Source organism: Rhizobium sp. BR 317 (genome assembly GCF_047445835.1).
GTDB classification, from domain to species: Bacteria; Pseudomonadota; Alphaproteobacteria; order Rhizobiales; family Rhizobiaceae; genus Rhizobium; species Rhizobium paranaense.
This window is the reverse complement of the sequence record NZ_JARWLB010000026.1, coordinates 12,164-37,020: the sequence shown is the minus strand read 5'-3', so window position 1 is coordinate 37,020 and position 24,857 is coordinate 12,164. Positions and strand designations below refer to the sequence as shown.

At 60.7% G+C, this 24,857-nt stretch carries 23 protein-coding genes; 14 read left to right on the top strand and 9 right to left on the bottom strand.

The window, feature by feature from the left end; translation table 11 throughout:
* Positions 1–95: 95 nt before the first annotated feature.
* From QD357_RS28125 to QD357_RS28115, 3 genes are read left to right on the top strand one after another with little or no spacing between them, the layout of a single operon-like run.
* Positions 96–1,241, top strand: coding sequence for an iron-containing alcohol dehydrogenase (locus tag QD357_RS28125; protein WP_107109570.1), 1,146 nt, complete (start codon positions 96–98; stop codon positions 1,239–1,241).
* 1 nt (position 1,242) lies between these two features.
* Positions 1,243–2,742, top strand: a complete 1,500-nt coding sequence (locus QD357_RS28120) for an aldehyde dehydrogenase family protein (RefSeq protein ID WP_107109569.1) — start codon at positions 1,243–1,245, stop codon at positions 2,740–2,742.
* A 21-nt stretch (positions 2,743–2,763) separates the two neighbouring features.
* Positions 2,764–3,885, top strand: a complete 1,122-nt coding sequence (locus QD357_RS28115) for a mandelate racemase/muconate lactonizing enzyme family protein (RefSeq protein WP_107109568.1) — start codon at positions 2,764–2,766, stop codon at positions 3,883–3,885.
* A gap of 42 nt (positions 3,886–3,927) precedes the next feature.
* Here QD357_RS28115 and QD357_RS28110 read toward each other — a convergent pair whose 3' ends face one another.
* Both QD357_RS28110 and QD357_RS28105 read right to left on the bottom strand, forming a co-directional pair.
* Positions 3,928–5,178, bottom strand: a complete 1,251-nt coding sequence (locus QD357_RS28110; RefSeq protein WP_107109567.1) for an acyltransferase family protein — start codon at positions 5,176–5,178, stop codon at positions 3,928–3,930.
* A gap of 193 nt (positions 5,179–5,371) precedes the next feature.
* Complete coding sequence (locus QD357_RS28105; protein WP_414125518.1) at positions 5,372–5,947, bottom strand: NADPH-dependent FMN reductase; 576 nt, start codon at positions 5,945–5,947, stop codon at positions 5,372–5,374.
* Positions 5,948–6,021: 74 nt separating this feature from the next.
* Here QD357_RS28105 and soxR point away from each other — a divergent pair, with 74 nt between their 5' ends.
* Positions 6,022–6,480: a redox-sensitive transcriptional activator SoxR gene (soxR, locus tag QD357_RS28100; protein ID WP_107109565.1), complete on the top strand. Its 459-nt coding sequence runs from the start codon at positions 6,022–6,024 to the stop codon at positions 6,478–6,480.
* A 70-nt stretch (positions 6,481–6,550) separates the two neighbouring features.
* Here soxR and glpD read toward each other — a convergent pair whose 3' ends face one another.
* Both glpD and QD357_RS28090 read right to left on the bottom strand, forming a co-directional pair.
* Positions 6,551–8,062 carry a glycerol-3-phosphate dehydrogenase gene (gene glpD / locus QD357_RS28095; protein WP_107109564.1) on the bottom strand — a complete coding sequence of 504 codons (1,512 nt, stop codon included), beginning with the start codon at positions 8,060–8,062 and terminating at the stop codon, positions 6,551–6,553.
* 117 nt (positions 8,063–8,179) lie between these two features.
* A complete protein-coding gene (locus QD357_RS28090) occupies positions 8,180–8,953 on the bottom strand; it encodes a DeoR/GlpR family DNA-binding transcription regulator (RefSeq protein WP_107109563.1) in 774 nt (257 codons plus the stop codon).
* A gap of 98 nt (positions 8,954–9,051) precedes the next feature.
* On the opposite strand from QD357_RS28090, the gene QD357_RS28085 reads away from it, so the two are divergent.
* The 10 genes from QD357_RS28085 to QD357_RS28040 all read left to right on the top strand — a co-directional run bounded on the left by QD357_RS28085 (position 9,052) and on the right by QD357_RS28040 (position 19,692).
* Positions 9,052–9,822, top strand: a complete 771-nt coding sequence (locus QD357_RS28085; protein WP_107109927.1) for an SDR family NAD(P)-dependent oxidoreductase — start codon at positions 9,052–9,054, stop codon at positions 9,820–9,822.
* Positions 9,823–9,924: 102 nt separating this feature from the next.
* Positions 9,925–10,263 carry an ArsR/SmtB family transcription factor gene (locus QD357_RS28080; RefSeq protein ID WP_107109562.1) on the top strand — a complete coding sequence of 113 codons (339 nt, stop codon included), beginning with the start codon at positions 9,925–9,927 and terminating at the stop codon, positions 10,261–10,263.
* A gap of 133 nt (positions 10,264–10,396) precedes the next feature.
* Positions 10,397–10,612: a hypothetical protein gene (locus QD357_RS28075; protein ID WP_107109561.1), complete on the top strand. Its 216-nt coding sequence runs from the start codon at positions 10,397–10,399 to the stop codon at positions 10,610–10,612.
* 113 nt (positions 10,613–10,725) lie between these two features.
* On the top strand, positions 10,726–11,622 hold the full coding sequence (locus tag QD357_RS28070) for a LysR family transcriptional regulator (RefSeq protein WP_107109560.1): 897 nt from the start codon (positions 10,726–10,728) through the stop codon (positions 11,620–11,622).
* A 116-nt stretch (positions 11,623–11,738) separates the two neighbouring features.
* A complete protein-coding gene (locus tag QD357_RS28065) occupies positions 11,739–12,218 on the top strand; it encodes a formate dehydrogenase subunit gamma (protein ID WP_107109559.1) in 480 nt (159 codons plus the stop codon).
* Positions 12,215–13,771, top strand: coding sequence for a formate dehydrogenase beta subunit (locus QD357_RS28060; RefSeq protein WP_107109558.1), 1,557 nt, complete (start codon positions 12,215–12,217; stop codon positions 13,769–13,771). The genes QD357_RS28065 and QD357_RS28060 overlap by 4 nt, the downstream gene beginning before the upstream one ends.
* A 5-nt stretch (positions 13,772–13,776) precedes the next feature.
* On the top strand, positions 13,777–16,656 hold the full coding sequence (fdhF, locus tag QD357_RS28055) for a formate dehydrogenase subunit alpha (RefSeq protein ID WP_107109557.1): 2,880 nt from the start codon (positions 13,777–13,779) through the stop codon (positions 16,654–16,656).
* A gap of 184 nt (positions 16,657–16,840) precedes the next feature.
* Entirely contained in the window at positions 16,841–17,668 is an 828-nt protein-coding gene (gene fdhD / locus QD357_RS28050; RefSeq protein WP_107109556.1) for a formate dehydrogenase accessory sulfurtransferase FdhD, read from the top strand.
* Positions 17,658–17,915: a formate dehydrogenase subunit delta gene (locus QD357_RS28045; RefSeq protein WP_414125517.1), complete on the top strand. Its 258-nt coding sequence runs from the start codon at positions 17,658–17,660 to the stop codon at positions 17,913–17,915. The genes fdhD and QD357_RS28045 overlap by 11 nt, the downstream gene beginning before the upstream one ends.
* Positions 17,916–18,033: 118 nt before the next feature.
* Entirely contained in the window at positions 18,034–19,692 is a 1,659-nt protein-coding gene (locus QD357_RS28040; protein WP_107109554.1) for an OFA family MFS transporter, read from the top strand.
* 113 nt (positions 19,693–19,805) lie between these two features.
* Here the strand turns inward: QD357_RS28040 and QD357_RS28035 are convergent, their stop codons facing one another.
* The 5 genes from QD357_RS28035 to rocF all read right to left on the bottom strand — a co-directional run bounded on the left by QD357_RS28035 (position 19,806) and on the right by rocF (position 24,750).
* Positions 19,806–20,285 carry a chemotaxis protein CheW gene (locus QD357_RS28035; RefSeq protein ID WP_028751249.1) on the bottom strand — a complete coding sequence of 160 codons (480 nt, stop codon included), beginning with the start codon at positions 20,283–20,285 and terminating at the stop codon, positions 19,806–19,808.
* Positions 20,286–20,540: 255 nt separating this feature from the next.
* A protein-coding gene (locus QD357_RS28030) for an IS5 family transposase (protein WP_107109553.1) occupies positions 20,541–21,361 on the bottom strand; the annotation gives its coding sequence in 2 pieces (ribosomal slippage) (positions 20,541–21,151 and positions 21,151–21,361; 822 coding nt in all).
* A 100-nt stretch (positions 21,362–21,461) separates the two neighbouring features.
* Positions 21,462–22,343, bottom strand: coding sequence for an AraC family transcriptional regulator (locus QD357_RS28025; RefSeq protein ID WP_107109552.1), 882 nt, complete (start codon positions 22,341–22,343; stop codon positions 21,462–21,464).
* A 250-nt stretch (positions 22,344–22,593) separates the two neighbouring features.
* Positions 22,594–23,796, bottom strand: a complete 1,203-nt coding sequence (gene rocD, locus QD357_RS28020) for an ornithine--oxo-acid transaminase (protein WP_107109551.1) — start codon at positions 23,794–23,796, stop codon at positions 22,594–22,596.
* An 18-nt stretch (positions 23,797–23,814) separates the two neighbouring features.
* A complete protein-coding gene (gene rocF, locus QD357_RS28015; RefSeq protein WP_107109550.1) occupies positions 23,815–24,750 on the bottom strand; it encodes an arginase in 936 nt (311 codons plus the stop codon).
* Between the last annotated feature and the right edge of the window lie 107 nt (positions 24,751–24,857).

Below are 24,857 nucleotides of genomic sequence, written 5' to 3'. Positions count from 1 at the left end.
TCATCAATATTCCCGATAAATGGCCAGATTTGAAGAGCTGAAATTGTGATGCAGGATTACGGCATCGTTTCAGCCGTTTCCCAAGGGGATTCTTCGTGTTCTTCTCCCTCTCCGCCATTCCGGACATTCGTTTCGGCGAAGGCGCCCTCTCCGGCCTTCCGGCCGCCATCAAATCCTTCGACGGCGTTGGTGCTGTTCTGCTTGTGGTCGACGCCTTCCTGGCGCAATCGGGCCTTGCCGCCGAGATCAGCGGCGAGCTTGCCGAAGCGGGTGTGAAGACGCAGGTTTTTTCCGCTTTTGCTGGCGAGCCGAAGCTTGCGCATCTGCATGCGGCGATCAAGCTGGGGCAGGGCGCCGACATGGTGATCGGCGTCGGTGGCGGCTCGGCGCTGGATATCGCCAAGATCGTCGCCTGTTGCGCAGCGTCGGGAGAAGACCCGATGTTTTATGCGCTTGCGGCCAACCCCCTCCCGAAGAACCCGCTGAAGAAGATCATGGTGCCGACGACAGCCGGCACTGGCTCGGAGACCTCGGCCACCAATATCTTCGCCGGTCCGGAAGGCAAGAAGCTCTGGATCTGGGGATCGGAGAGCAAGGCCGATCTCGTCATCCTCGATCCGACGCTGACGACCACGCTGCCGGCCAATCTCACCGCCTGGTGCGGCCTTGACGCCTTCATCCATGCTTTCGAGGCGGCGACGAACCGGAACACGCATCGCGGTGCGCAGCTCTACGCCCATCAGGCGCTGCGGCTAATCATCGGCGCTCTGGAAACGGCGGTGAAGGAGCCCGGTAATATAGAGGCGCGGGGCGACGTGCTGCTCGGTTCCTGCCTTGCCGGCATCGCCATTGACAATTGCGGCACGGCGATCGCCCACAATATCAGCCATGCGCTGGCGGGGCTTGCGCCGGTTCACCATGGGCTCGCAACCGCTCTCGGCTTTGAAGTAACGCTGCCCTGGCTGGTGGAGGCGGATACGGGCGAGCTCAATGCCGCCGCGAGAGCCTGTGGGCTCAAAAGTGCGGCGGCTCTACCTGCCTTCGTTTCCGATTGGATGGACCGCTGCGGCATCGTCCGCGCCCTGCCGGCGGCGTTCATGCCCTTCGCCGCAACCGATCTCGCGCGGGAAATGCGCGCTCCGGAAAACCAGCCGATGCGGCGCTCGACCGTCCGCGATGTGACGGATGCCGATATCGACCGATTCGCCGCTGCCGTCATGGCGCTGCCGAAAGGAATTTGAGATGAGCAAGACCTACACACGCGAGTATTGGGAAGGCGTTTTGTCCGGCCTTAAGCTCGAAGGGAGGCATTTCATCGATGGCGCCTATCGTCCCTCCTCGTCCGGCACGACTTTCACCCGCATCCGACCGATGGATGGCAGAGCAGGGCCGGAATTGGCGCGCGGCAACGCCGCTGATGTCGACGCGGCCGTGGCTGCTGCCCGTGCGACTTTCGAAAGCGGCATCTGGCGCAAAAAGGACCCTATGGCAAAGAAGAGGATCATGCTTCGCTGGGCCGAACTGATCCGCGCCCATGGCGAAGAACTCGCCATGCTCGAAACGCTGGATGTCGGCAAACCGGTCATGGCGTCGCTGACGGTCGATGTCCGCCTTTGCGCCGATGGCATTCAATTCTACGGCGAGATGATCGACAAGATGTATGACGAGATCGCGCCGACCGGGCCGAATGCGCGCGCTTTGGTGCGCAAGGTGCCGATCGGCGTCGTCGGGGCGATTACGCCGTGGAACTATCCGATGATCATCGATGCCTGGAAGCTCGGGCCAGCGATTGCCGCAGGTAATTCCGTGCTGCTGAAGCCGGCCGAACAATCCTCGCTCTCGGCCCTCCGCCTGGCTGAACTTGCTTCTGAAGCAGGCCTGCCCGCCGGCGTCTTCAATGTCGTCACCGGTTATGGCGAAGAGACCGGCAAACCGCTGGCGCTGCACATGGATGTCGACATGATCGCCTTCACCGGCTCGACCGAGGTCGGAAAGCTGATCATGGGGTATGCAGCGCAGTCGAACGTCAAGCGCGTAGCGCTGGAACTCGGCGGCAAGTCGCCGCTGGTCGTTTTCGAAGATGCCGATCTCGATGCGGCGGCGAGCGCGGCCGCCTGGGGCTGCTTCTACAATTCCGGCGAGACCTGCCACGCCTCGACGCGGCTGATCGTGCAGCGCTCGGTCCAGGAGAAGCTGATTGCGAAGATCGAGGCGGTGACGCGGTCCGATATTACGCTCAAACACCCGCTTGATCCGTCCGCGCAGATCGGCGCGCTGATCGAGGAGGAGCACATGAACAAGGTGCTCTCTATGATCGCTGCTGGTGAGAAGGAAGGCGCTCGACGTGCTTTCGGCGCAGAGCGGGTGCTGAGCGAGACCGGCGGTTACTATGTCTCGCCCGGCGTCTTCGTCGACATGACCAACGATATGAGCCTGGCGCGGCAGGAGATTTTTGGGCCGGTGCTTGCCGCCATTCCCTTCGACACCGAGGAGGAAGCGCTCAAGATCGCCAACGATACGATCTATGGCCTTGCCGGCGCCGTCTTCACCAAGGACATGGACCGCGCCCACCGCTTTTCCGAGGCGATCCATGCGGGCACCGTGTGGATCAACACCTACGATATGTCGAATTTCGCGACACCTTTCGGCGGCTTCAAGCAATCCGGTTTCGGCCGTGACCGTTCAGTGCATGCGATCGACAAATATTGCGATTACAAGACCATCTGGCAGCAGTTCGGCTGAGGTTTGCGGGGAGGCACGACCATGAGCAAGATCGTTTCCATAGAGATCACCCATCACCGCCTGCCGCTCGATCCGCCGTTCAAGGCGAGCTGGGATGGCAGGCCACGCCGGCATTTCGATGCGACGATCGTCCGCGTGCGGGATGACGAGGGCCGCGAGGGTATCGGGTCCGGCGATCTCATGAAGGGTTTCGAGGGGCACGAGGATCTGTTCATCGGCCAGGACCCGCGGCATCTGGAGCGTCACTACGAGGTCCTGTCGCATATCAATTTCCATTATGGCCGCTGCTGGCCGATGGACCTGGCGCTGTGGGATCTTTCCGGCAAAATCACCGGCGAACCCGTCTGGCGGATGCTTGGCGGCCGCGCCAGCCGCGTGCGGCTCTATGCTTCCTCCGGCGTATTGCGCGAGCCGGCCGCGTTGGCTGAGCAGGCGGAGCGTTATCTCGAAGAGGGCTTTCCCGCGATGAAGGTGCGCTTCTCTTCATCCGCAGGTGGGCGCGGCGGTTGGCTAGATGATGTGAAGGCTCTGGAGGCAATCCGCGCGCGCGTCGGCACCAAGCTGGAGTTGATGGTGGACTGCAACCAGGGTTGGCGCATGCCCTGGGATACGACATTGCCCTGGACCTTCAAGGACGCGTTGGCGGTTGCGAAAGAGCTGGAGCGGCTCGGCATCTATTGGATGGAGGAGCCGCTGCACCGTTCGGACCGCAAGGGCATGAAGGAGCTGAAGCAGGCGACGTCGGTACGCATCGCCGGCGGCGAGATGACGCGAGAGCTCTATGAGTTCCGAGACATTATCGAAGACCGTGCCTTCGATGTCGTCCAGCCGGATGTGGCGCTGGTCGGCGGCATCACCGGCTGCCGGCGGGTGGCTTACCAGGCGCGGGAGGCGGGTGTTCAATTTACGCCGCACTCATGGACGAATGGTATCGGTGTGCTGGCCAATGCGCATTTGACGGCGGGTGTCGGTGATGCGCCCTGGCTCGAATATCCCTATGACAATCCGGAGTGGAGCGAGGCCCGTCGTGACTATCCGATGGCGATGCCGCTCAAGCACGATCAGGGTTGGCTGGATTTGGGGCTATCTCCCGGCCTCGGCGTCGTTCTCGATGAAGAGCGCCTGAAGGTCACCCGCATCTGACATGATACTCGGCCTCTCCCCGGCTGGGTTTCGTTTCCCACCTTATCTGCCGCCCAATGGTTTCCCTTGGACGGCCTTTTTCTCGGATGTTGGTGCCGTGCGTGCCGTCTGCTCGCGCGTGCGGGCCCAACGAATGACCGGGCGTTCCAGGAGAAAATAGCTGGCAGTCCCGATCGTGAAGATGATGACGATTGCGACGAGGCTCGATGTGATCCATCCGCCGAGCACGTCATTTGAGCCAATGCCGAAGCTCCAGGGGAAGAGCGTGGTCATCAGCGTCAGCACGATATCCTGCCAGATATAGACGCCGAAGGAGACGGTGGCGACATAACGGATGATGGGGTTGTCGAGCAGCTTTGCCAACAACAGCGATTGCGGAAGCGTGGTAAGCGCAATAGCGACTCCCAGGGGAAGTAGCGGGAATTGATAGGGGATGCCAAGCCAGGCATAGCCTTCCGCTGCACCGCCGATGGACTGCGGCAACTGCCATGCGCCCATAACAATCGCGAGCGCTCCAATGACATCGTAGATCGCCGAGCGGCGAGCCGGGATGATGGTCTGGATTCCGGCTGCCAGCGCCCCGATCGCGAATATCGCGAAGAAGCCGATGGGGTTGTAGCGCGGCATCCATTCCTTGGCGCCGCCCTCGAAGCCGTATTCCCATCCCCGCCCGACGCTGTCCGTCGGGAGATAGGTCACTACCAGCCAGTGGCCGAGCAGCGAGGCGGCGATAAAGCCGATCCAGAACAGGCGGCTGACGAGAGGGGAGCGCGATCTCGGCTTCGCATAGAACGGCAGCAGGAAGCCGATCGGCAACAGAACGTAGCAGGTCGTCTCAAAGGGGATCGACCATAGTGGCCCGTCACCCTGCACTGGAAAAAAGGTGCGCCAATGCCATTGGCTCATCAGAAAGAAGCCAGCGATGTAGCGGCCTATCAGCTCCCCATCGAGCGGAAACCCATAGACCGTGAAGCTGAGCACGAAGCCGACCGTCAGGGCAAACCAGAAGCCCGGCAGGATGCGCGCAGCACGACGCATGGTGTAGATCTTCAATGAAGGCAGTGGTTGGGCTTTATCCAGCGCCAGCCAGAAGGGACGCGAGAGAAGAAAGCCACTGAGCACGAAGAAGACCGAGACGCCGTGATTGCCGAAGCGCGCCAGCATGAAGGTCAGGTCCAAACCGGGCGGGATTTTGTAGAAGTTCATTCGAAGCGCGAGATGGTGAGCAAGCACCATCAGACATGCGACGGCGCGCATGAAATCCGCTCCTCCCAGACGTTTCTCGTTCTCCATCCCTGTACCGCCGAAACTGCCTTGCTATTGGGTTAGGTCATCGAGGCGACTTCGGCAAGTGCAGCTTTCCGGCAAGGTAAACTTCTGGGTGCACAACAGACGCCCGAACCTGGGGATGCCAGATCCGGGCGTCGAGCCGGTCTTCCGTACCTGCCAGAAACGAAAGACCGGATTCGGATATTGTTGAAGACGATCAAGCGGCGACGGAGCGATAGGGGCGCGTTGCCCGGGCTGGCTTCAATGCCGCGCTCCACCAATTCAGCCGCGCCATCATTTGCACCAGCGCCTGACGGGCTTCGATCGGGTTTTCGAKGGAGCCATCCTCGGCGAACCGGCCCCAGGGATTGGCGAAACTGACGGTATCGCGCACCGTGACGGCATGCAGCTCGGCAAAGACCAGCCGCAACTGTTCAACGGCGCGAAGCCCGCCGGAAATGCCGCCATAGGAGACGAAAGCAACCGGCTTGCCCTGCCATGGCTCGTAAACGAGATCGAGCACGAATTTCAGCGCGGCCGTGAAGCTATGATTGTATTCCGGTGTGACGACGATGAAGGCATCCGCCTCGGAGAGCCGCTCGGCGAGGTCCGCGACGGCCGGATGCTCCTTGTCGTGGTGGACCGGCAGGCCGAATTCCAATGGATCGATAATGTCGAGATCGATCAATGGATAGTTCGCCAGCTCACGGACGACCCAATTGACCACGCGGTCACATAGTCGGCCCTTGCGGGTGCTGCCGTAGAGAATTGCCAGCCGGGTTGGTTCTGTCATGCATTGCTCCTGCTTTACGCGCTTCGGAGCAGGAGCTATAGAACCTCAAGTAAAGTTGAGGTCAAGGGCTCATTATGGGAAAAATCGAATCCGATCAATTTTCCAAATTATTGACGGTGGGCGAGGTGGCAGCGCGCAGCGGCATTGCGGTTTCGGCGCTGCATTTCTACGAGGCAAAGGGACTGATCGAGAGCCATCGCAGCAGCGGCAATCAGCGGCGCTACGCCCGCGAGGTCTTGCGCCGGGTGGCGGTCATCAAGGTAGCGCAGCGCGTCGGCATTCAGCTTGCCGAGATTCAGGCGGCACTTGATACGCTGCCGCAAAGCCGGACGCCGACAGGGGCCGATTGGCGGGCGCTTTCGGCGCAGTGGAAGGATGATCTCGATAACAGGATCAGGCGGCTGCAGGGCCTGCGCGATAAGCTCGACGGCTGCATCGGCTGCGGCTGTCTCTCAATGCAGAGCTGCCCCCTGCGTAATCCGTTGGATGAATTGGCAAAAGAGGGGCCTGGGCCGCGTCTGCTGGATCCATAGCCGCCGCGCCCAATGGCGCTTGGCCAATCCCGAAGCACTTGCTGGGAATTCGGCTGGAGCCTTCGCCTACTCAAGCATGAACGCGTGTGCCGGCCATGTAATCGTCCAGCGCGGCGGCTTCGTCCTTCGAGAGATAGAGGCCCTTCTTCGAACGGCGCCAAAGGACGTCGGCGGCGGTATAGGCCCATTCATGTGCCATGAGATAGCGGACTTCCGCCTCGTAGAGATCGCTGCCGAAGCTGCGGCCGAGATCGGCCGTGGTCTTTGCCTCTCCAAGGAGCATGGCGGCGCGGGTGCCATACCGGCGCACGAGCCGGCGGGCATGCGGATCGGCGAGGAAGGGGTAGCGTCCCTTCAGCTTCGCAACTTCAGCCTCATAGCCACGAACCGGGAAGTCGCCGCCCGGCAGAGAGCTCTTGGCCGTCCACGGCGTACCCTTGAGGCCGATAACCTCGCCGATCTTTTCCAGCGCATGTTCGCTTAAGCGACGATAGGTGGTGAGCTTGCCGCCGAAGACGTTGAGCAATGGCGGCTGACCTTCGGCACCTTCGACCTTCAGCACATAATCGCGCGTCGCTTCCTGCGCCTTGGAGGCGCCGTCGTCATAGAGCGGACGTACGGCGGAATAGGTCCAGACGATATCCTCGCGGCGGACCGGCTCCTTGAAATATTCGCTGGCAGCGTTGCAGAGATAGGTCGTTTCCTCGTCGGAAATCTTCACGTCCTTGGGATCATCCTTGTAGTCGCGGTCCGTCGTGCCGATCAGGGTGAAATCCTGTTCGTAGGGGATCGCGAAGATGATGCGGTTATCCGGATTCTGGAAGAAATAGGCGCGGGGATCGTCAAACTTCTTGCGGACGATAATATGGCTGCCCTGCACGAGACGGACATTGTGCACCTGGTTCTTGCCAAACGCGTCGGACAGAACATGATCGACCCAGGGACCGGCGGCGTTGACCAGCATGCGCGACTGGAAGGCGCGTTTTTCGCCGGTGACGGTGTCCTGCGTTTCGATCGTCCAGGCAGCACCTTCACGGCGGGCGGAGGTTACCTTCGTCCGCGGCATGATCGTTGCGCCGCGATCGGCCGCGTCGCGGGCGTTGAGCACGACCATGCGCGCATCGTCCACCCATCCGTCGGAATATTCGAAAGCCTTGGTGAACAGCGCCTTCAGTGGTTTTCCCGCCGGGTCCCTCTTCATGTCGAGCGTCGCGGTGGCAGGCAGCAGCTTGCGGCCGCCGAGGTGATCATAGAGGAAGAGGCCAAGGCGGATGAGCCAAGCCGGGCGGATGCCGCCCTTGTGATAGGGCAATACGAAACGCATCGGCCAGATGATGTGCGGCGCCATCGCCCAGAGCACTTCACGCTCCATCAGCGACTCGCGCACAAGGCGGAATTCGTAATGTTCGAGATAGCGCAGGCCGCCATGGATGAGCTTGGTGGCTCCGGACGATGTGCCGGAGGCGAAATCATTCATTTCCGCAAGAGCCACCTTGTAGCCGCGCCCGGCTGCGTCACGAGCGATGCCGCAGCCGTTGATGCCGCCGCCGATAACGAAAATGTCGTAAATCTGCTCGCTCACCCGCCCCTCCGAAAAGGTCTGCCATTTTGAGAAATGGAAAATTCGAAAATTGATTCATCTAAAACGAAATCAATCCGAATGTCAAACGAACGTTTCGTGACGAAAGCGATGAGACGATCAATTCTGGCGGCGTGAGGTTTCCACCAGGCGAACGCCATGTTCGGCCGCGGCGGCGCGGACGGACTCGACACGACATTCGTCGGTAACGAACGTGTGGACTTGCGAGAGATGGCCGATGCGCACCGGGGCGGTGCGTTCGAACTTGGTGCTGTCGGCCACCAGGATGACATGGCGAGCATTGGCGATGATCGCCTGCGCCACTTTCACTTCGCGGAAATCGAAATCCAGAAGTGCGCCATCGGCATCGACGGCCGAGGTGCCGATGACGGCGTAATCCACCTTGAATTGCTTAATGAAGTCGACCGCCGCCTCCCCGACAATGCCGCCGTCCGAGCCGCGCACGACGCCGCCGGCGATGACCACCTCGATCGAGGGGAAGATGCGTAACTTATTGGCGACGTTGATATTATTGGTGATKACCATCAGTTCGTGATGGCCGAGAAGGGCCTCGCCGACCGCTTCCGTGGTGGTGCCGATATTGATGAAAAGAGAGGTATTGTTGGGGATCAGGCCGGCGGCGGCGCGGCCGATMGCCTGCTTTTCGGGGGCGGCGATGGAGCGGCGCGCTTCGTATTTGACGTTTTCCGTGCCGCCTGGAAAGAGCGCACCGCCATGGACGCGCGATAGAACGCGGCCGTCGCACAGGTCGTTCAGGTCCTTGCGGATGGTTTGCGGCGTTACGGAGAAGCGAAGCGCCAGTTCCTCCACCAGCACGCGCCCCTCAGTCTTGGCGATTTCCAGAATCTCCGTCTGGCGTCCTGATAGGAACATTGTCGACGCTCCCTTTCTTTCGTTTTTTCGTCATCATATGATAAAGTGAAAATTCCGCAATTGCCGACGCGCGGATTCTGCGAATTGGGGAGGTCATGGTGTTTCATCCGAAGCTATTCGAAAATCGCAATGTCGTGGTTACCGGCGCCGGCCGTGGCATCGGGCTGGAGGTGGCGCGACAGTTTCTCGATTGCAGCGCGCGCGTTCTCGTCCATGTCGGCCGCGATCCCGGCCGCGAGCTGCCCGATTTTCTGCTAGAGGCCGAGCTCGATCGCCGCGCCTTTCTCGTTCCCGCTGATTTCACGAGCGAGACCGGCACGAGGGACTTTGCTCTTGCCGCTGCTGACGTGTTCGACCGCATCGACGTGCTGGTCAACAATGCCGGTACCATGGTCGGCCGCTTTCCGGCCGGCGAATTGACCGACGAATGGTATGACCGGATCGTCCAGCTCAACCAGACCTCCGTCGTCGAGGTGACAAGGGCGCTGTTGCCGCTATTGCGGGCGGCCGGGCAGGCGGCAATCGTCAATACAGTTTCGATCTCGGCTTTGACCGGCGGCAGCCCGGGGTCGGCGATCTATTCCGCCTCCAAGGCCTTCGTCGCAACCTATTCGAAGGCTTTGGCGCGCGAGCTGGCGCCGGAGGGTATCCGGGTGAACTGCGTATCGCCGGGAACCATCGCCACCGATTTCCACGATCGTTACTCGTCGAAGGAAAAACTCGAACAGACGCGGCGATCGATCCCGCTGCAGCGCCTGGGGACGGCGGAGGATTGCGCGCCTGCCTATCTCTTCCTCGCCGCGCCGACGCTCTCCGGCTACATCACGGGACAGGTCATCGAGATCAACGGCGGGCAGCTTATCTGCTGATAATCGGACCTTTTTTGGTGTTCTGCGACCTTTTGAACCAGCTTATGGATTCATAATATTATAAGCATATCTCTATGTGAGTTTATCACTAGAGGCCATTCTATGTCGCTGTCTCCACCGCTTGGCGGTGCCATCGAGCATAATGTCGAGGAACTGACTGCGAGGGCTCGAAGGGCGAGTATCCTGTTGAAAGCTCTGTCGCACGAGACGCGGCTGAGCATCCTCTTCATGCTGGCCAAGCGCGAAAAGACGGTCACGGAGATCGAGGGGCTTCTCGGCCTGCAGCAGGCAGTGGTTTCGCAGCATCTGGCGCGGTTGCGGCTGGAAAAGCTGGTCGATACCCGCCGGGAGGGCCGGCTCGTCTATTATGCCGTCGCCAGTTCCGAAATCTGCGCGGTGCTCGATTCGCTGCAGCAGTCCTTCTGCAAGGGCGATTGCTGATCATCCGGAAAGTCGGAAATTCCTGAAGCCTTGGTTTGGCCTTCAATTCATCATCGTATCGTCAACTGACTGACACGACAGTGTTATGCAGAGACGCTAATACTCCCTCAAAACATAGAAGGAGGATAGGCTCATGCAGAATAATGAGATGACCATGTCGGAAGTTCTGCGCGATCCGATGATCCGGCAGATGCTCCGTGCCGATCGCGTGTCGCTGAGCGACTTTGCGACGCTTCTGAAGAAAACGGCCCGTGCGAGAAATGCGGCTTCTGCCGAAAAGAGTGCGATGCCGCTCGTCCCTCCCGTTTTCATTGAGCGTCTATCCGCCGGTGGCGAGGCAGGTCTCTAGGGAGTTTCCGGAGGCCTAGCCTCAAGGCGGACATGCGCCCCATGCCACGCCTCCGTTTTCCAATGTTGCGCTGATGCCTTGGCGCGTTTAACTCTCGTATTCAGGAGAGTTAAATGATCGACAAGCTGGAATTCTTCATCGCGCTTGCCAACCAGAAGCATTTCGGCCGTGCTGCGGAGGAATGCGGGATAACGCAGCCGACATTGTCGGCCGCGATCAGGCAGTTGGAGGATCAGCTCGGTGTCATGCTCGTCAGTCGCGGCTCGCGCTTTCAGGGTTTGACGCCGGAGGGCCAGCGGGTGCTGGAGTGGGCGCGGCGCATCGTCGGCGATACTAGGACCATGCGCGAGGAAATGCGGGCGGCGCGCAAGGGGCTTGCCGGCCATATCCGCATCGCCGCCATTCCGACGGCGCTTGCCATGGTGCCGAAAATCACCGCGCCGTTTCAGGAGCGGCATCCCGACGTTACCTTCTCCATCACCTCGCGCAATTCGCTGCAGGTGTTGAGCCTGCTCGAAAATCTCGAGATCGACGCGGGCATCACCTATCTGGAAAATGAGCCGCTTGGCCGCGTCACCAGCGTGCCGCTTTATGCCGAGCGCTACCATCTGATCACGGCAGCGGGCAGTCCGCTGGCCGAGCGCGCAAGCGTGACCTGGAAGGAAGTGGGCCATCTTCGGCTTTGTCTATTAACTGCTGATATGCAAAACCGCCGGATCATCAACCGGCATCTCGCCGAAGCGGGGGCGGTGGTGCAGCCGACGCTGGAGTCCAATTCGATGATTGTGCTGTTTGCCCACGTCCAGACCGGACGCTGGGCGAGCATCATGCCGAAGAATATCGCGGATTCCTTCGGCTTTCCCGCTGATATTCACAAGATTCCCATCACGGAACCGGATGCGGAACATCTCGTTGGTCTGGTTGCGACGCATCGCGAGCCGTTTACGCCGCTCGTCTCCGCTTTGTTGCATGAGGCGCGATTGTTAGCTGAAGCCGATAAAAATCGATAGAAATTTTCTATCGATTAACGGGGCTGCGTTATTGATTCCTCCGCTCTTCCCTGCGATTTTTGTTTCATTGGCCATGCGTTCGCGTGTTCGCTGAGGAGAAGCCTGGGAGGCTGCTTATGAGTTTGCATCTTGGTTCGGGCGAGATCGCGGCCCGCGCCGGCGTTATCATCGACCGCATGAAGTCGATGGAAGGGCCGCTCCTGCCGATCCTGCACGGGATCCAGGAGGAGTTCGGCTATGTGCCGCAGGATACGCTGCCGCTCATCGCAAAGGCGCTGAACCTGTCTCGCGCCGAAGTGCATGGCGTGATGACCTTCTACCATGATTATCGCGATCATCCCGCCGGCCGTCATGTGCTGAAGCTCTGTCGCGCCGAAGCCTGTCAGTCGATGGGCGGCGACCGGCTCGCCGAGCGGGTCAAGCAATTGCTCGGCATCGATTTCCACCAGACGACACTGGATGGCGGCGTGACGCTGGAGCCGGTATACTGTCTCGGCCTGTGCGCCTGTGCGCCGTCGGCGATGCTCGACGGTGAGCTTCATGGCCGCCTGGATGATGAGGCCGTCGAAGATCTCGTGATGGAGGCGCGCCGATGACGGTGAAGATTTACATCCCCCGCGATGCCGCCGCTCTTGCCCTCGGGGCCGAGAAGGTGGCGAAGGCTGTCGCGCAGGAGATTGCCGGCCGGGGTCTTGATGCGCAGATCGTGCGCAACGGCTCGCGCGGCATGTTCTGGCTGGAACCGCTGGTCGAAGTCGAGGTCGACGGCAAGCGTATCGGCTATGGGCCGATGAAGGCCAAGGATGTGGTTGGTATCTTCGATGCCGGGCTGATCACCGGCGGCGATCATCCGCTCTGTCTTGGGGAGGTCGAGAACCTCCCATTCCTCAAGGAGCAGACCCGCCTCACCTTCGCCCGCTGCGGCGTCACCGATCCTCTTTCGCTGCAAGACTATGAAGCCCATGGTGGCCTGAAGGGCCTGCGTCGTGCCGTCGGCATGGTTGCGGCCGACATTGTGAAGGAAGTGACCGACTCCGGCCTGCGCGGCCGCGGCGGTGCGGGCTTCCCGACCGGCATCAAATGGAAGACGGTGCTCGACGCCGCGGGCGACCGAAAATACATCGTCTGCAATGCCGACGAGGGCGATAGCGGCACCTTTGCCGACCGCATGATCATGGAAGGCGATCCCTTCGTACTGATCGAGGGCATGGCGATTGCCGGCCTCGCAACCGGCGCGACCAAGGGCTTCGTCTATACGCGTTCGGAATATCCGCATGCGATCGCCGTGATGACCGAGGCGGTCGAGATCGCGCGCAAGGCCGGCATTCTCGGGCCTTCCGTTCTCGGCTGCGGCAAGGCTTTCGATGTGGAGATCCGCACTGGCGCCGGCGCCTATGTCTGTGGCGAGGAGACGGCGCTCCTGAACAGCCTGGAAGGCAAGCGCGGCGTGGTCCGCGCCAAGCCGCCATTGCCGGCGCATAAGGGTCTGTTCGACTGCCCGACCGTCATCAACAACGTCATTTCGCTCGCCTCCGTCCCGGTGATCATGGACAAGGGCGCAGCCTTCTATCGTGATTTCGGCATGGGCCGGTCGCGCGGCACCATTCCCCTCCAGATCGCGGGCAACGTCAAATATGCCGGCCTCTACGAGACGGCCTTCGGCCTGTCTCTTGGCGATATCGTCGACAGGATCGGCGGCGGTACTGCAACGGGACGACCGGTCAAGGCGGTGCAGGTGGGCGGGCCCCTCGGGGCTTATTTCCCGCGCGCCTTGTTCGACACGCCGTTCGACTATGAAGCCTTTGCGGCTAAGGACGGCCTGATTGGCCATGCCGGCCTCGTGGTTTTCGACGATACCGCCGACATGCTGAAACAGGCGCGTTTCGCGATGGAATTCTGTGCGGTGGAAAGCTGTGGCAAGTGCACGCCCTGCCGCATCGGTTCGACGCGCGGCGTAGAGACGGTCGACAAGATTGCAGGCGGCATCGAACCGGAGAAGAACCGGGTCCTGCTTGCCGATCTCTGCAACACAATGAAATTTGGTTCGCTCTGTGCACTCGGCGGCTTTACGCCCTATCCCGTCATGAGCGCGATGACGCATTTTCCGGAGGACTTTTCTCCGGTTCCCTTGATCGAAGCGGCGGAGTAAGAGCCATGTCCCTCGTTCACGAAATCGACTACGGTACACCCGCCTCCCAGTCCGAAAACCAGGTGACGCTGACCATCGACGGCCGCCAGATTACGGTGCCGGAAGGCACGTCGATCATGCGCGCTTCGATGGAAGCCGGCATTGAGGTGCCGAAGCTCTGCGCCACCGATATGATCGATGCATTCGGTTCCTGCCGGCTCTGTCTCGTCGAGATCGAAGGCCGCAACGGCACGCCGGCCTCGTGCACGACGCCCGTAGCGCCGGGCATCGTCGTCCACACGCAGACCGGCCGGCTGAAGGACATCCGCCGCGGCGTGATGGAGCTCTATATTTCGGATCACCCACTGGACTGCCTGACCTGCGCCGCCAACGGCGATTGCGAATTGCAGGACATGGCCGGCGCCGTCGGCCTGCGCGATGTGCGTTATGGCTACGAGGGCGACAATCACGTCAAGGCACGCGACAACGGCGAGATCAATCTGAAGTGGGCGCCGAAGGACGAGTCCAATCCCTATTTCACCTATGATGCTTCGAAGTGCATCGTTTGCTCCCGCTGCGTACGCGCCTGCGAGGAAGTGCAGGGCACGTTCGCGCTGACCATCGAGGGACGCGGCTTCGACTCCCGCGTCTCGGCCGGCATGCACGAGAATTTCATCGATAGCGAGTGCGTCTCTTGCGGTGCCTGCGTGCAGGCTTGCCCGACCGCGACGCTGACCGAGAAATCGGTGATTTCGATCGGCCAGCCGGAACATTCCGTTGTCACCACCTGCGCCTATTGCGGCGTCGGCTGCTCCTTCAAGGCGGAGATGCGTGGCGAGGAAGTGGTACGCATGGTGCCGTGGAAGGATGGCCAGGCCAATCGCGGCCATTCCTGCGTCAAGGGCCGCTTCGCCTATGGCTATTCGACCCACAAGGACCGCATCCTCAATCCGATGGTCCGTGAGAAGATCACCGACCCGTGGCGCGAAGTGACCTGGGATGAGGCCTTTGCCCATATCGCCACCGAGTTCAAGCGGCTTCAATATCAGTATGGCCGCGACTCCGTCGGCGGCATCACCTCGTCGCGCTGCACCAACGAAGAGACCTACCTAGTGCAGAAGCTGGTGCGCGCCGGCTTCGGCAACAACAACGTCGATACCTGCGCCCGCGTCTGCCACTCGCCGACCGGTTACGGCCTCGGCCAGGCTTTCGGCACCTCGGCCGGCACGCAGAATTTCGACAGCGTCGAATATTCCGATGTCGTCATCGTCATCGGCGCCAATCCGACGGATGGTCACCCGGTGTTCGGCTCGCGACTGAAGAAGCGGCTGCGTCAAGGTGCCAAGCTGATCGTCATCGATCCGCGCCGCATCGATCTGGTGCGCACGCCGCATGTCGAGGCGAGCTATCACCTGCCGCTGAAGCCGGGCACCAACGTCGCCATGCTGACGGCGCTGGCCCATGTCATCGTCACGGAAGGCCTTTTCGACGAGAAGTTCATCCGCGAACGCTGTGACTGGTCCGAATTCGAAGATTGGGCCGCTTTTGTCGCCGAGCCGCAGCACAGCCCGGAGGAATCGGAAAAATACACCGGCGTTCCCGCCGATCTGGTGCGCGGCGCTGCCCGCCTTTATGCCAAGGGCGGCAATGGCGCGATCTATTACGGCCTCGGCGTCACCGAGCACAGCCAGGGCTCGACCACGGTCATGGCGATCGCCAACCTCGCCATGGTGACGGGCAATATCGGCCGTCCGGGCGTCGGCGTGAACCCGCTGCGCGGTCAGAACAACGTGCAGGGCTCGTGCGATATGGGTTCCTTCCCGCACGAACTGACAGGTTATCGCCACATCTCCGACGATGCGACCCGCGATATCTTCGAAAAGCTCTGGGGCGTGAAGCTCAACAACGAGCCCGGCTTGCGCATTCCCAATATGCTCGATGCCGCCGTCGAGGGCACGTTCAAGGGCATCTACATTCAGGGAGAGGATATCCTCCAGTCCGATCCGGATACCAAGCATGTTGCCGCCGGTCTTGCGGCGATGGAATGCGTCGTCGTTCACGATCTCTTCCTGAACGAGACCGCCAATTACGCGCATGTCTTCCTGCCCGGTTCGACCTTCCTGGAAAAGGACGGCACCTTCACCAATGCCGAACGCCGCATCAACCGCGTGCGCAGGGTGATGAGCCCGCTCAACGGTTATGCCGATTGGGAAGTGACGCAGAAGATGGCGCAAGCCATGGGTCTTGGCTGGAACTACGCGCATCCGTCCGAGATCATGGACGAGATCGCCGCGACGACGCCGAGCTTCGCGCTTGTCTCTTATGACTATCTCGAGAAAATGGGCTCCGTGCAGTGGCCCTGCAACGAGAAGACGCCGCTCGGCTCGCCGATCATGCATGTCGACGGCTTCGTGCGTGGCAAGGGCAAGTTCATCCGCACGGAATATGTTCCGACCGATGAGCGTACCGGCCCACGATTCCCGCTGCTGCTCACCACCGGGCGTATCCTCAGCCAGTACAATGTCGGCGCGCAGACGCGGCGCACCGAGAATGTCGTGTGGCATGCGGAGGATCGCCTGGAAATCCATCCGCACGATGCGGAGCAGCGCGGCATCCGCGATGGCGATTGGATCAAGCTCGCCAGCCGCTCCGGCGATACGACGCTCAGGGCATTGATTACCGACCGCGTTGCCCCCGGCGTCGTCTATACGACCTTCCATCATCCGAACACGCAGGCAAACGTCATCACCACGGACTATACCGACTGGGCGACGAACTGCCCGGAATACAAGGTGACGGCGGTGCAGGTCTCGCCCTCCAACGGTCCGTCGCAATGGCAGATCGATTATGACGAACAGGCGCGGCAATCTCGTCGGATTGCCGGGAAGCTGGAGGCGGCTGAGTGAGTCGGAGTGTGTGGAGAGATACCCCCCTCTGTCACCATCGTGACATCTCCCCCGCAAAGGGGGAGATCGTTAATGTGTGGCACTCTCCTCGCAACATAATGAACATTATCCCGTTGGAAACGTTGTCTGTGGGTGTCGCAGGGCAGAGCGATCCTGCCCAAGAAATTGCTGGTATCGCAGCTACATGACCCGTTTCAAACCCACGACCACCGCATCCGAAACCGTGCGCCGCAACGGCATTGTCCGCTCTGGATCGCGCATCGTGCCGGAAGAAGTGCCAATCGCTTTTTCCTATGGTGGTTCCTCGCATGCGGTGATGATGGGGACGCCTGCCGACATTAACGATTTTGCAGTCGGATTCAGTCTGACCGAGGGCATCATCACCAATATCGATCAGATCGCCGCAGTGGAGCCTGTCGAGGACGAGCGGGGGATCGATGTGCAGATCACCTTGGTCGATGACGCGGCCGATGCATTGCGTGTCCGGCGGCGGCATATGGCCGGGCCGGTCGGCTGCGGGCTCTGCGGCATCGAATCGATCGAACAGGCGGTGCGCAAGGTTCCGGATGTTTCGGCGGTCGCGCTGACGGTCTCCCATGAGGATATCATCAAAGCGGTCGCTCTGTTGAGCGATGCGCAGTTGTTGAACCGCGAGACCCGCGCCGTGCATGGGGCGGGCTTTTATATTCCGGGCGAAGGATTGATCGCCCTGCGCGAGGATGTCGGACGCCATAATGCGTTGGACAAGCTCTGCGGCGCCATCATCCGTTCCGGCCGTGAGGGCTCCGAGGGCATCGTTGCCGTCACCAGCCGTCTTTCGGTCGAGATGGTGCAGAAGGCTGCAGTATTGGGCAGCTCTGTCCTCGTTGCCATTTCCGCGCCGACGGCACTTGCCATCCGCACAGCCGAGGAGTCCGGCATGACGCTGGTGGCACTGGTGCGCGGCGACGATTTCGAGATTTTCACCCATCCGCAGCGCATTACCCCAGGGAGCATCGCCGATGTCGCCTGACGAAACACACCACGGCAAAACGTCAGCCAAGCTCGTCTATATGGCGAACCAGATTGCCACTTTCTTCAAAACGCAGCCGGCCAATGAGGCAGCGAAAGGCGTTGCGACGCATATCAATAAATTCTGGGAGCCGCGGATGCGGCGGCAGTTTTTCGAAATAATCGATAATGGAAACAGCGGGCTGGATCCCCTGGTGCTGGAAGCGGCCTCTTTGATCCACAGGCCGGAGCCGGTCAAACAGGATTAATCCTTCTAATCATTAAGTATTAGTAGTACGATAATGGGGCGGCGAAATTTGTTCGTCGTTACAATTTAAAATAGAATAATTGCGAATCCTAAGTCTTCGAATCAAGGAAAAGTTGTTCATGACGACTGCGGAAACAGATCTTTCAAGAGAATCGGTAACATCAGGTTTGCTCGATCGCGAGCGCATCATCGCCAAGCCCGGCTTCAATCGATGGCTGGTGCCACCGGCTGCCCTGGCGATCCATCTTTGCATCGGCATGGCTTACGGCTTCAGTGTCTTCTGGCTGCCATTGTCGAAAGCGCTCGGTACGTCGACCCCGGCGGCCGAATGCGCCAGCCTTAATCTTCTCTCTGCCCTCGTCACCACCACTTGCGATTGGCGCGTCAGCGATCTTGGCTGGATCTATACGTTGTTTTTCGTGCTGCTCGGTTCCTCGGCCGCCATCTGGGGTGGCTGGCTGGAGCGGGTCGGTCCGCGCAAAGCGGGCGTCGTCTCGGCTTGCTGCTGGTGTGGCGGTATCCTGATCGCCGCGATCGGCGTCATTTTCCACCAGCTCTGGCTGATGTGGGCCGGCGCCGGCATGATCGGCGGCATAGGTCTCGGTCTCGGCTATATCTCGCCGGTGTCGACGCTGATCAAATGGTTCCCTGACCGGCGCGGCATGGCAACGGGCATGGCGATCATGGGCTTCGGTGGAGGAGCGATGATCGGCGCGCCGCTCGCCAACCTGCTGATGACCAGCTTCCGCGGCGACGGTTCGGTCGGAGTCTGGCAGACATTCGTCGTCATGGCGGCGATCTATTTCGTCTTCATGATGGGTGGCGCTTTCGGCTATCGCCTGCCGCCGGCCGGCTGGCGCCCGGAAGGCTGGACGCCGCCCGCTGCCAAGAGCACGATGATCACGACCAAGCATGTGCATCTGCGCGATGCCCACAAGACCAAGCAGTTCTGGCTGATCTGGGCCGTGCTGTGCCTGAACGTCTCGGCCGGCATCGGTGTCATCGGCATGGCCTCGCCGATGCTGCAGGAAATCTTCGGCGGTGCGCTGATCGGTCTGCCGGACGTGAAGTTCGCCGCTCTCGGCAAGGACCAAGTGGCCGCCGTTGCCGCGATCGCCGCAGGCTTTGCCGGTCTGCTGTCGCTATTCAATATCGGCGGACGCTTCTTCTGGGCGTCGCTCTCCGACAAGATCGGCCGCAAGAACACCTATTACTGCTTCTTCATCCTCGGCATCTCGCTTTATACGCTTGCTCCGTGGGCGGCAGGTATTCACAGCAAAGTACTGTTCGTCGGCGCATTGTGCATCATCCTGTCGATGTATGGCGGCGGCTTCGCCACGGTTCCCGCCTACCTCGCCGATATCTTTGGCACGCAGTTCGTCGGCGCCATCCATGGCCGATTGCTCACCGCCTGGGCGACGGCTGGCATCATCGGTCCGGTGGTGGTCAATTATATCCGTGAGGCGCAGAAGGCCGCCGGCGTCGAAGGCGCGCAGCTTTACAGCTTCACCATGTATATCCTCGCCGGCATGCTGGCACTGGGCCTGATCGCCAATGCGTTGGTGAAGCCGCTTTCGGACAAATGGTTCATGTCGGATGGCGAGGTTGCGGCTCTGCAGGCGAAAAGCGCTGCCTCCAACGCCGGCCCTGCCGGTTCCTTCGGCATCGGAACAGGCGGTCTCGACGCCAAGGCGTTGATCGCTTGGGCGATCGTCGGCATCCCGCTGCTTTGGGGTGTCTGGGTAACGATCAAGAGCACATACGCGCTGTTTGGCTGAACCCGGACATACTGATTGCATGAATAAAGCCGCCTCGGAAAACCGCGGCGGCTTTATCTTTATTCTTTGCCAATTCCAGACGGAAACCGCTGGGCGCGTTTCCCGAAATCGCCTTAAGCGGCGACGAGTTCGTCCGTTTCGTTTTCCTTGAACATCTTCGCGAGGTTGAGGAAGCAGATCATGCCGCTTTCGGTGGCGATGATGCCTTCGCAATAGGCGCGGTCGAAGGAAGCGGTGACTTCGGGGACCGGCTGAACCTGGCTCGAGGAGATCGTCAGGATGTCGGAGACGCGGTCGACCAGCATGCCGATGACCATGTTGTGGACTTCGGCGACGACGATGGCGCTGCGTTCATTCGCGACCGTGCTCTTCATACCGAGCTTGTAGGCGAGGTCGATGATCGGAATGACCGAGCCGCGCAGGTTCATGACGCCGATCACATCGGCCGGCGAATGCGGGATCGGCGTCGACGGCGCCCAGCCGCGGATTTCGCGGATGGTGGTGGTCTTGACGCAGAACTCCTGATCATGAAGCCGGAAGGCAATGATCTCCAAAGTGTCGCCGCTGAAGCTGGTGGAATTGATCGTGGCCATGAACACTCTTTCCATTGAAGCATGGCGCCAAATCTGGCGCGCTATCACGAAGATAGCGCAAGAATGTTGCTCAAACCTAAACCGCAGAAGAGATTTCGGAAGGATATACTTGCGGTCTTTTTAGAGCGGTTCAGCGTTTCACGGAATCGCTTTCCCGCTCTATCCCTTTGTTTTGACGCATTCCGGACGGAAAACCGCTGCGCACTTTTCCTGGAAGTGCTCTAAGAGTCTGATTCAAAATTATTCCGCATACTTTCATAATCTTGCGATACGCCGCGCGAAAAGCTGGATCGAGGCGATGAAGAGCCATGCGGTTGCTGATGCGATGGTTTGCTCGAAGTCCTTGGCGAGACGGCGATTTCGGCTCAGCCATGCCAAGGTGCGCTCCACCACCCAGCGACGCGGGAGGATCACGAAGCCTTTGGCGGTATCGGATCGTTTGACGATCTCTACAGTCCATTTGCCGATCCGGCGCAGTGCGTCCCTCAGCTTGTCGCCGGCATAGCCGCCATCTGCGAACACATGGCGCAGCCACGGGAAGCGCCGGATGATTTCGGCCAGCACCATCGGTGCACCGTCGCGGTCTTGGATGTCGGCGGTGTGAATCACGGCGTGAACCAGATTGCCATCGGTGTCGGTGAGGATATGGCGCTTGCGGCCCTTGATCCTCTTGCCCGCATCATAGCCTAGAAGCCCGCCGCTTTCCGTGGTTTTGACCCTCTGGCTGTCGATGACACCCGCGCTTGGGCTGGCCTCCCGACCCGCCGCCTCGCGCGCCATCAGTAACAGAGCATGATTGAGCGAAAGCCACAGCCGATTGTCCCGCCACAGGTAGAACCAGCGCCGCACCGTCGAGGCCGGCGGAAGCAGGGCGGCAGCATCCGCCACGGCAGGCCACCGCGCAGCAGATAGAGGATCGCTTCAACAATCCGCCGCAGCGGCCACTTGCGTGGGCGCCCGACATAGGACGGTGGCGGGAAAAACGGTTCCAGAACCGCCCATTCGGCATCGGTCAAATCGCTTGGCAAATTCAGTTCCGCGCGGGCATACTGCACCCGAGTGGTGTCGGTCCACATCGTCAATTTCCTGGTGGTGTCTCAGTTTGAACTTTGACTTGTCGGTTAGCGGCTTGTCTGCCTCTGGCGATCGGAAAGGACAAGCCTTCGCCAGAATTCGTTATTTCAGGGGCAAAAACAACTCTGCGACCGCCTCATGCTCCGGCACCTCCGGGAAGAAGCTCAGCCGCTGGCAATAGATCGGGAAGTCGCGTGTTTCTTCGCCGCTGGCTGGAAGCCACTCGCGATACAGGTAGAGCGCGGCAGGCTCCAGATTGCCGGTGTTGCCGACGACCCGCAGCACCGCGCAGCGGCCTCCGGGGATCACGCCAGCCTTGATCTGCCCGTCTTCCCGTTCGAACGACCGGTCGATGCCGACACATAAGTCCATCCGGTACTCGGACTGGGGCGTGGTGTGCGGATCGGAGTGGAAGACGTTGAAGGTCGGGCTTGTCTTTGGAGTCAGGCCGGTCGCCTTGCGCCACGCGATGAAACGCTGGATCGTCGCGCCGATCATCGCCGGATCGCCCCGATGCTCCATGATTGCCACGGGGGTCGAGACCACTTCGCGGATCGTCACGTCGTCGGGGGTAAAGGTCTTTTGCATAAGTTTGCTCCGTGCATTGTCGAGAGGGCCAAAAGCGGCAAGCCACGGCTCCCAATCGGGAGATTTTCGGAACGACGAAGGCGATTGCCCGACCCGTTGCCGAAAGGCGCGGGCGAAGGCATCGGGTGCATCGTAGCCGGCATCCATCGCTATGTCCGTGACGCTTTGGGCGTCGCGATAGGCCAGCCGGTATGAAGCGCGCTTCATGCGGGCGAGCTGGACATAGCGATGCACGGACAACCCGAAGGTCGCCGTGAACTGCCGGTGGAAATGAAACTTCGAGAAGGCCGCGATACTACTCAGAACATCAAGATTGAGATCGTCATCGAGATGCTGGTCGATATATTCCAGAACTCGTTGCATTCGAGCATGATAGTTTTGAAATGCCGCCTTCATCGTCCTTTACTCCGTAGCGGCATCAGTTAGGCGTTTATGGCTTAAGCGCGCTCGTCCGATCTTGCGGTTTGACATGGAATAACCGGCACGTGGATGGCGAGGAATGGAGCGAAAGCGGAAATTCAAACTGAGACGCTACCGATCTCCTCCGGTATTTAGCAAAACCGCAGAATCAACGAATTGGGCATCCGTCAAGAATAAGCCGCTGATACCATTCAACTTAATTTTGGATCAGGCTCCAAGGGCTGGCCTATTGAGCCAGCACCTTATCGATCTGTTCCAGCGCCCAATCGACCTGATCGCGGGTGATGACCAATGGAGGCGCAAGGCGGATCGTGTGATCGTGCGTATCCTTGGCGAGCAGGCCGAGATCCTTGAGCTGATAGCAATATTGCCGTGCCCCGCCGGCTTCCGGCACCAGCTCTACTGCCATCATCAGGCCGCGGCCGCGCACGTCCTTCACGATATTCGAGCGGATCGAACGTAGGCCTTCGAGGAAATAATCGCCCATGACGGCGGCATTCTCGATCATGCCCTCCTCGGTGAGCACGCGCAGCGCGGCGCGAGCGACGGCGCAGGCCAGCGGATTACCGCCGAAGGTGGAACCATGCTGGCCGGGCTTCAAGACGCCGAGGACTTCAGAATTGGAGAGCACGGCGGAGACGGGGTAGAAACCGCCCGACAGGGCTTTGCCGATCAGCGTCACGTCGGCCTCGATGCCCTCATGCTCTTCGGCGAGCAGCTTGCCGGTGCGGCCGAGGCCCGTCTGGATCTCATCGAGGATAAGGGTGACGTTGTTGACGGTGCAGAGTTCCCGCACGCGGGTGAAGTAGCCGGGTGCGGGAATGATGACCCCAGCCTCGCCCTGGATCGGCTCGATCAGCACTGCGACGGTGTTTTTGTTGATAGCTGCGGCAAGGGCGTTGGCATCGCCGAAGGGAACGGTGCGGAAGCCTGGCGTATAGGGGCCGAAGCCGGTACGGGCATCCGGATCGGTGGAGAAGCTGATGATGCTGAGCGTCCGGCCGTGAAAATTGTTGGAGCAGACGATGATTTCCGCCTGGTTTTCCGGAACGCCCTTCACCTCGTAGCCCCATTTGCGCACGGCTTTGATCGCCGTCTCGACGGCCTCGGCGCCGGAGTTCATCGGCAGGATCTTGTGCGAGCCGGTCAGCGCCGCCAACTCTTCGTAGAGATAGGCGAGCTGGTCGTTGCGGAAGGCGCGGGAGGTAAGCGTCAGCTTACCGGCCTGCTCGATCATCGCTTCGCGGATCTTCGGATGGCAATGGCCCTGGTTGACCGCCGAATAGGCAGAGAGACAATCGAGATAGCGCTTGCCGTCGGTATCCCAGACATAGACGCCTTCGCCGCGGGTCAGCACGACGTCGAGCGGCTTGTAATTATGGGCGCCGAGGCGCTGTTCGGTGGCGATGAGATCGGTCGATACGCTCATGATAATTTCCCCCCAGACCTATGCTGCCCTTGTCGGGCGATCGAAAATGCGCCGTCCGAAGAGGCTCGCCGTCATTTCCACCAGGACGCGGGCGCTCTTGCCGCGATCGTCGAGGAACGGATTGAGCTCGACCAGATCGAGCGACGAGACGAGGCCGCTGTCGGACAGCATTTCCATGATGAGATGGGCTTCGCGGAAGGTCGCGCCGCCGGGTACCGTCGTCCCGACACCCGGCGCGATATCCGGATCGAGGAAATCGACGTCGAAGCTGACATGCAGCAGGCCGTTGGCGGCGCTGATCGTATCGAGCACCCGGCGCATGATCGCGGCCACGCCCTGCTCGTCGAGGGAGCGCATATCGAAGACGTTGACGCCGTGCTCGCGGATTTCCTGGCGCTCGTGCGGGTCGACGGAGCGTATGCCGACCTGGAATACCTTCTTCGGATCGACCAGCGGGCGGGAGGCCGGCAGGATATCCGCAATCTCGGCTTCGCCGCAGAAGAAGGCGACCGGCATGCCGTGAATATTGCCCGACGGCGATGTGGCCGGGGAGTTGAAGTCCGAATGCGCATCCAGCCAGAGCACGAACAGCGGCCGGCCGACCTCGGCGGCATGGCGGGCCATGCCGGAGACGCTGCCCATGGAGAGGCTGTGATCACCGCCCAGGATCAGCGGAAAGCTACCGGATGAGGCAACGTCGTAGACCTTGGCTTCCAGGGCACGGGTGAAGGCGCCAACAACCTTCAGATTATGTGCCTTCGGATGGTCCGGCAGATCGGCGGCGGGGGCCGGATGCAGGTCGCCGCTGTCTGTGACACGATGGTTGAGTTCGGTCAGCATCGTCTCGATGCCGGCGATGCGCAGGGCTGTCGGGCCCATGCCGGCGCCGCGGCGGCCGGAGCCTTCCTCGAGCGGAACGCCGATCAGGGTGATGGATGTGGATTCTACGTTCATCGGCAGCGCTCCAATCAGCAATTGGCCCCGAAAAATACGAAGCGGTTTTCGGAAAGACCTGTGCGTTATCCCAGATTCAGGTTGGTTGTTGATCCCGATTATCAACG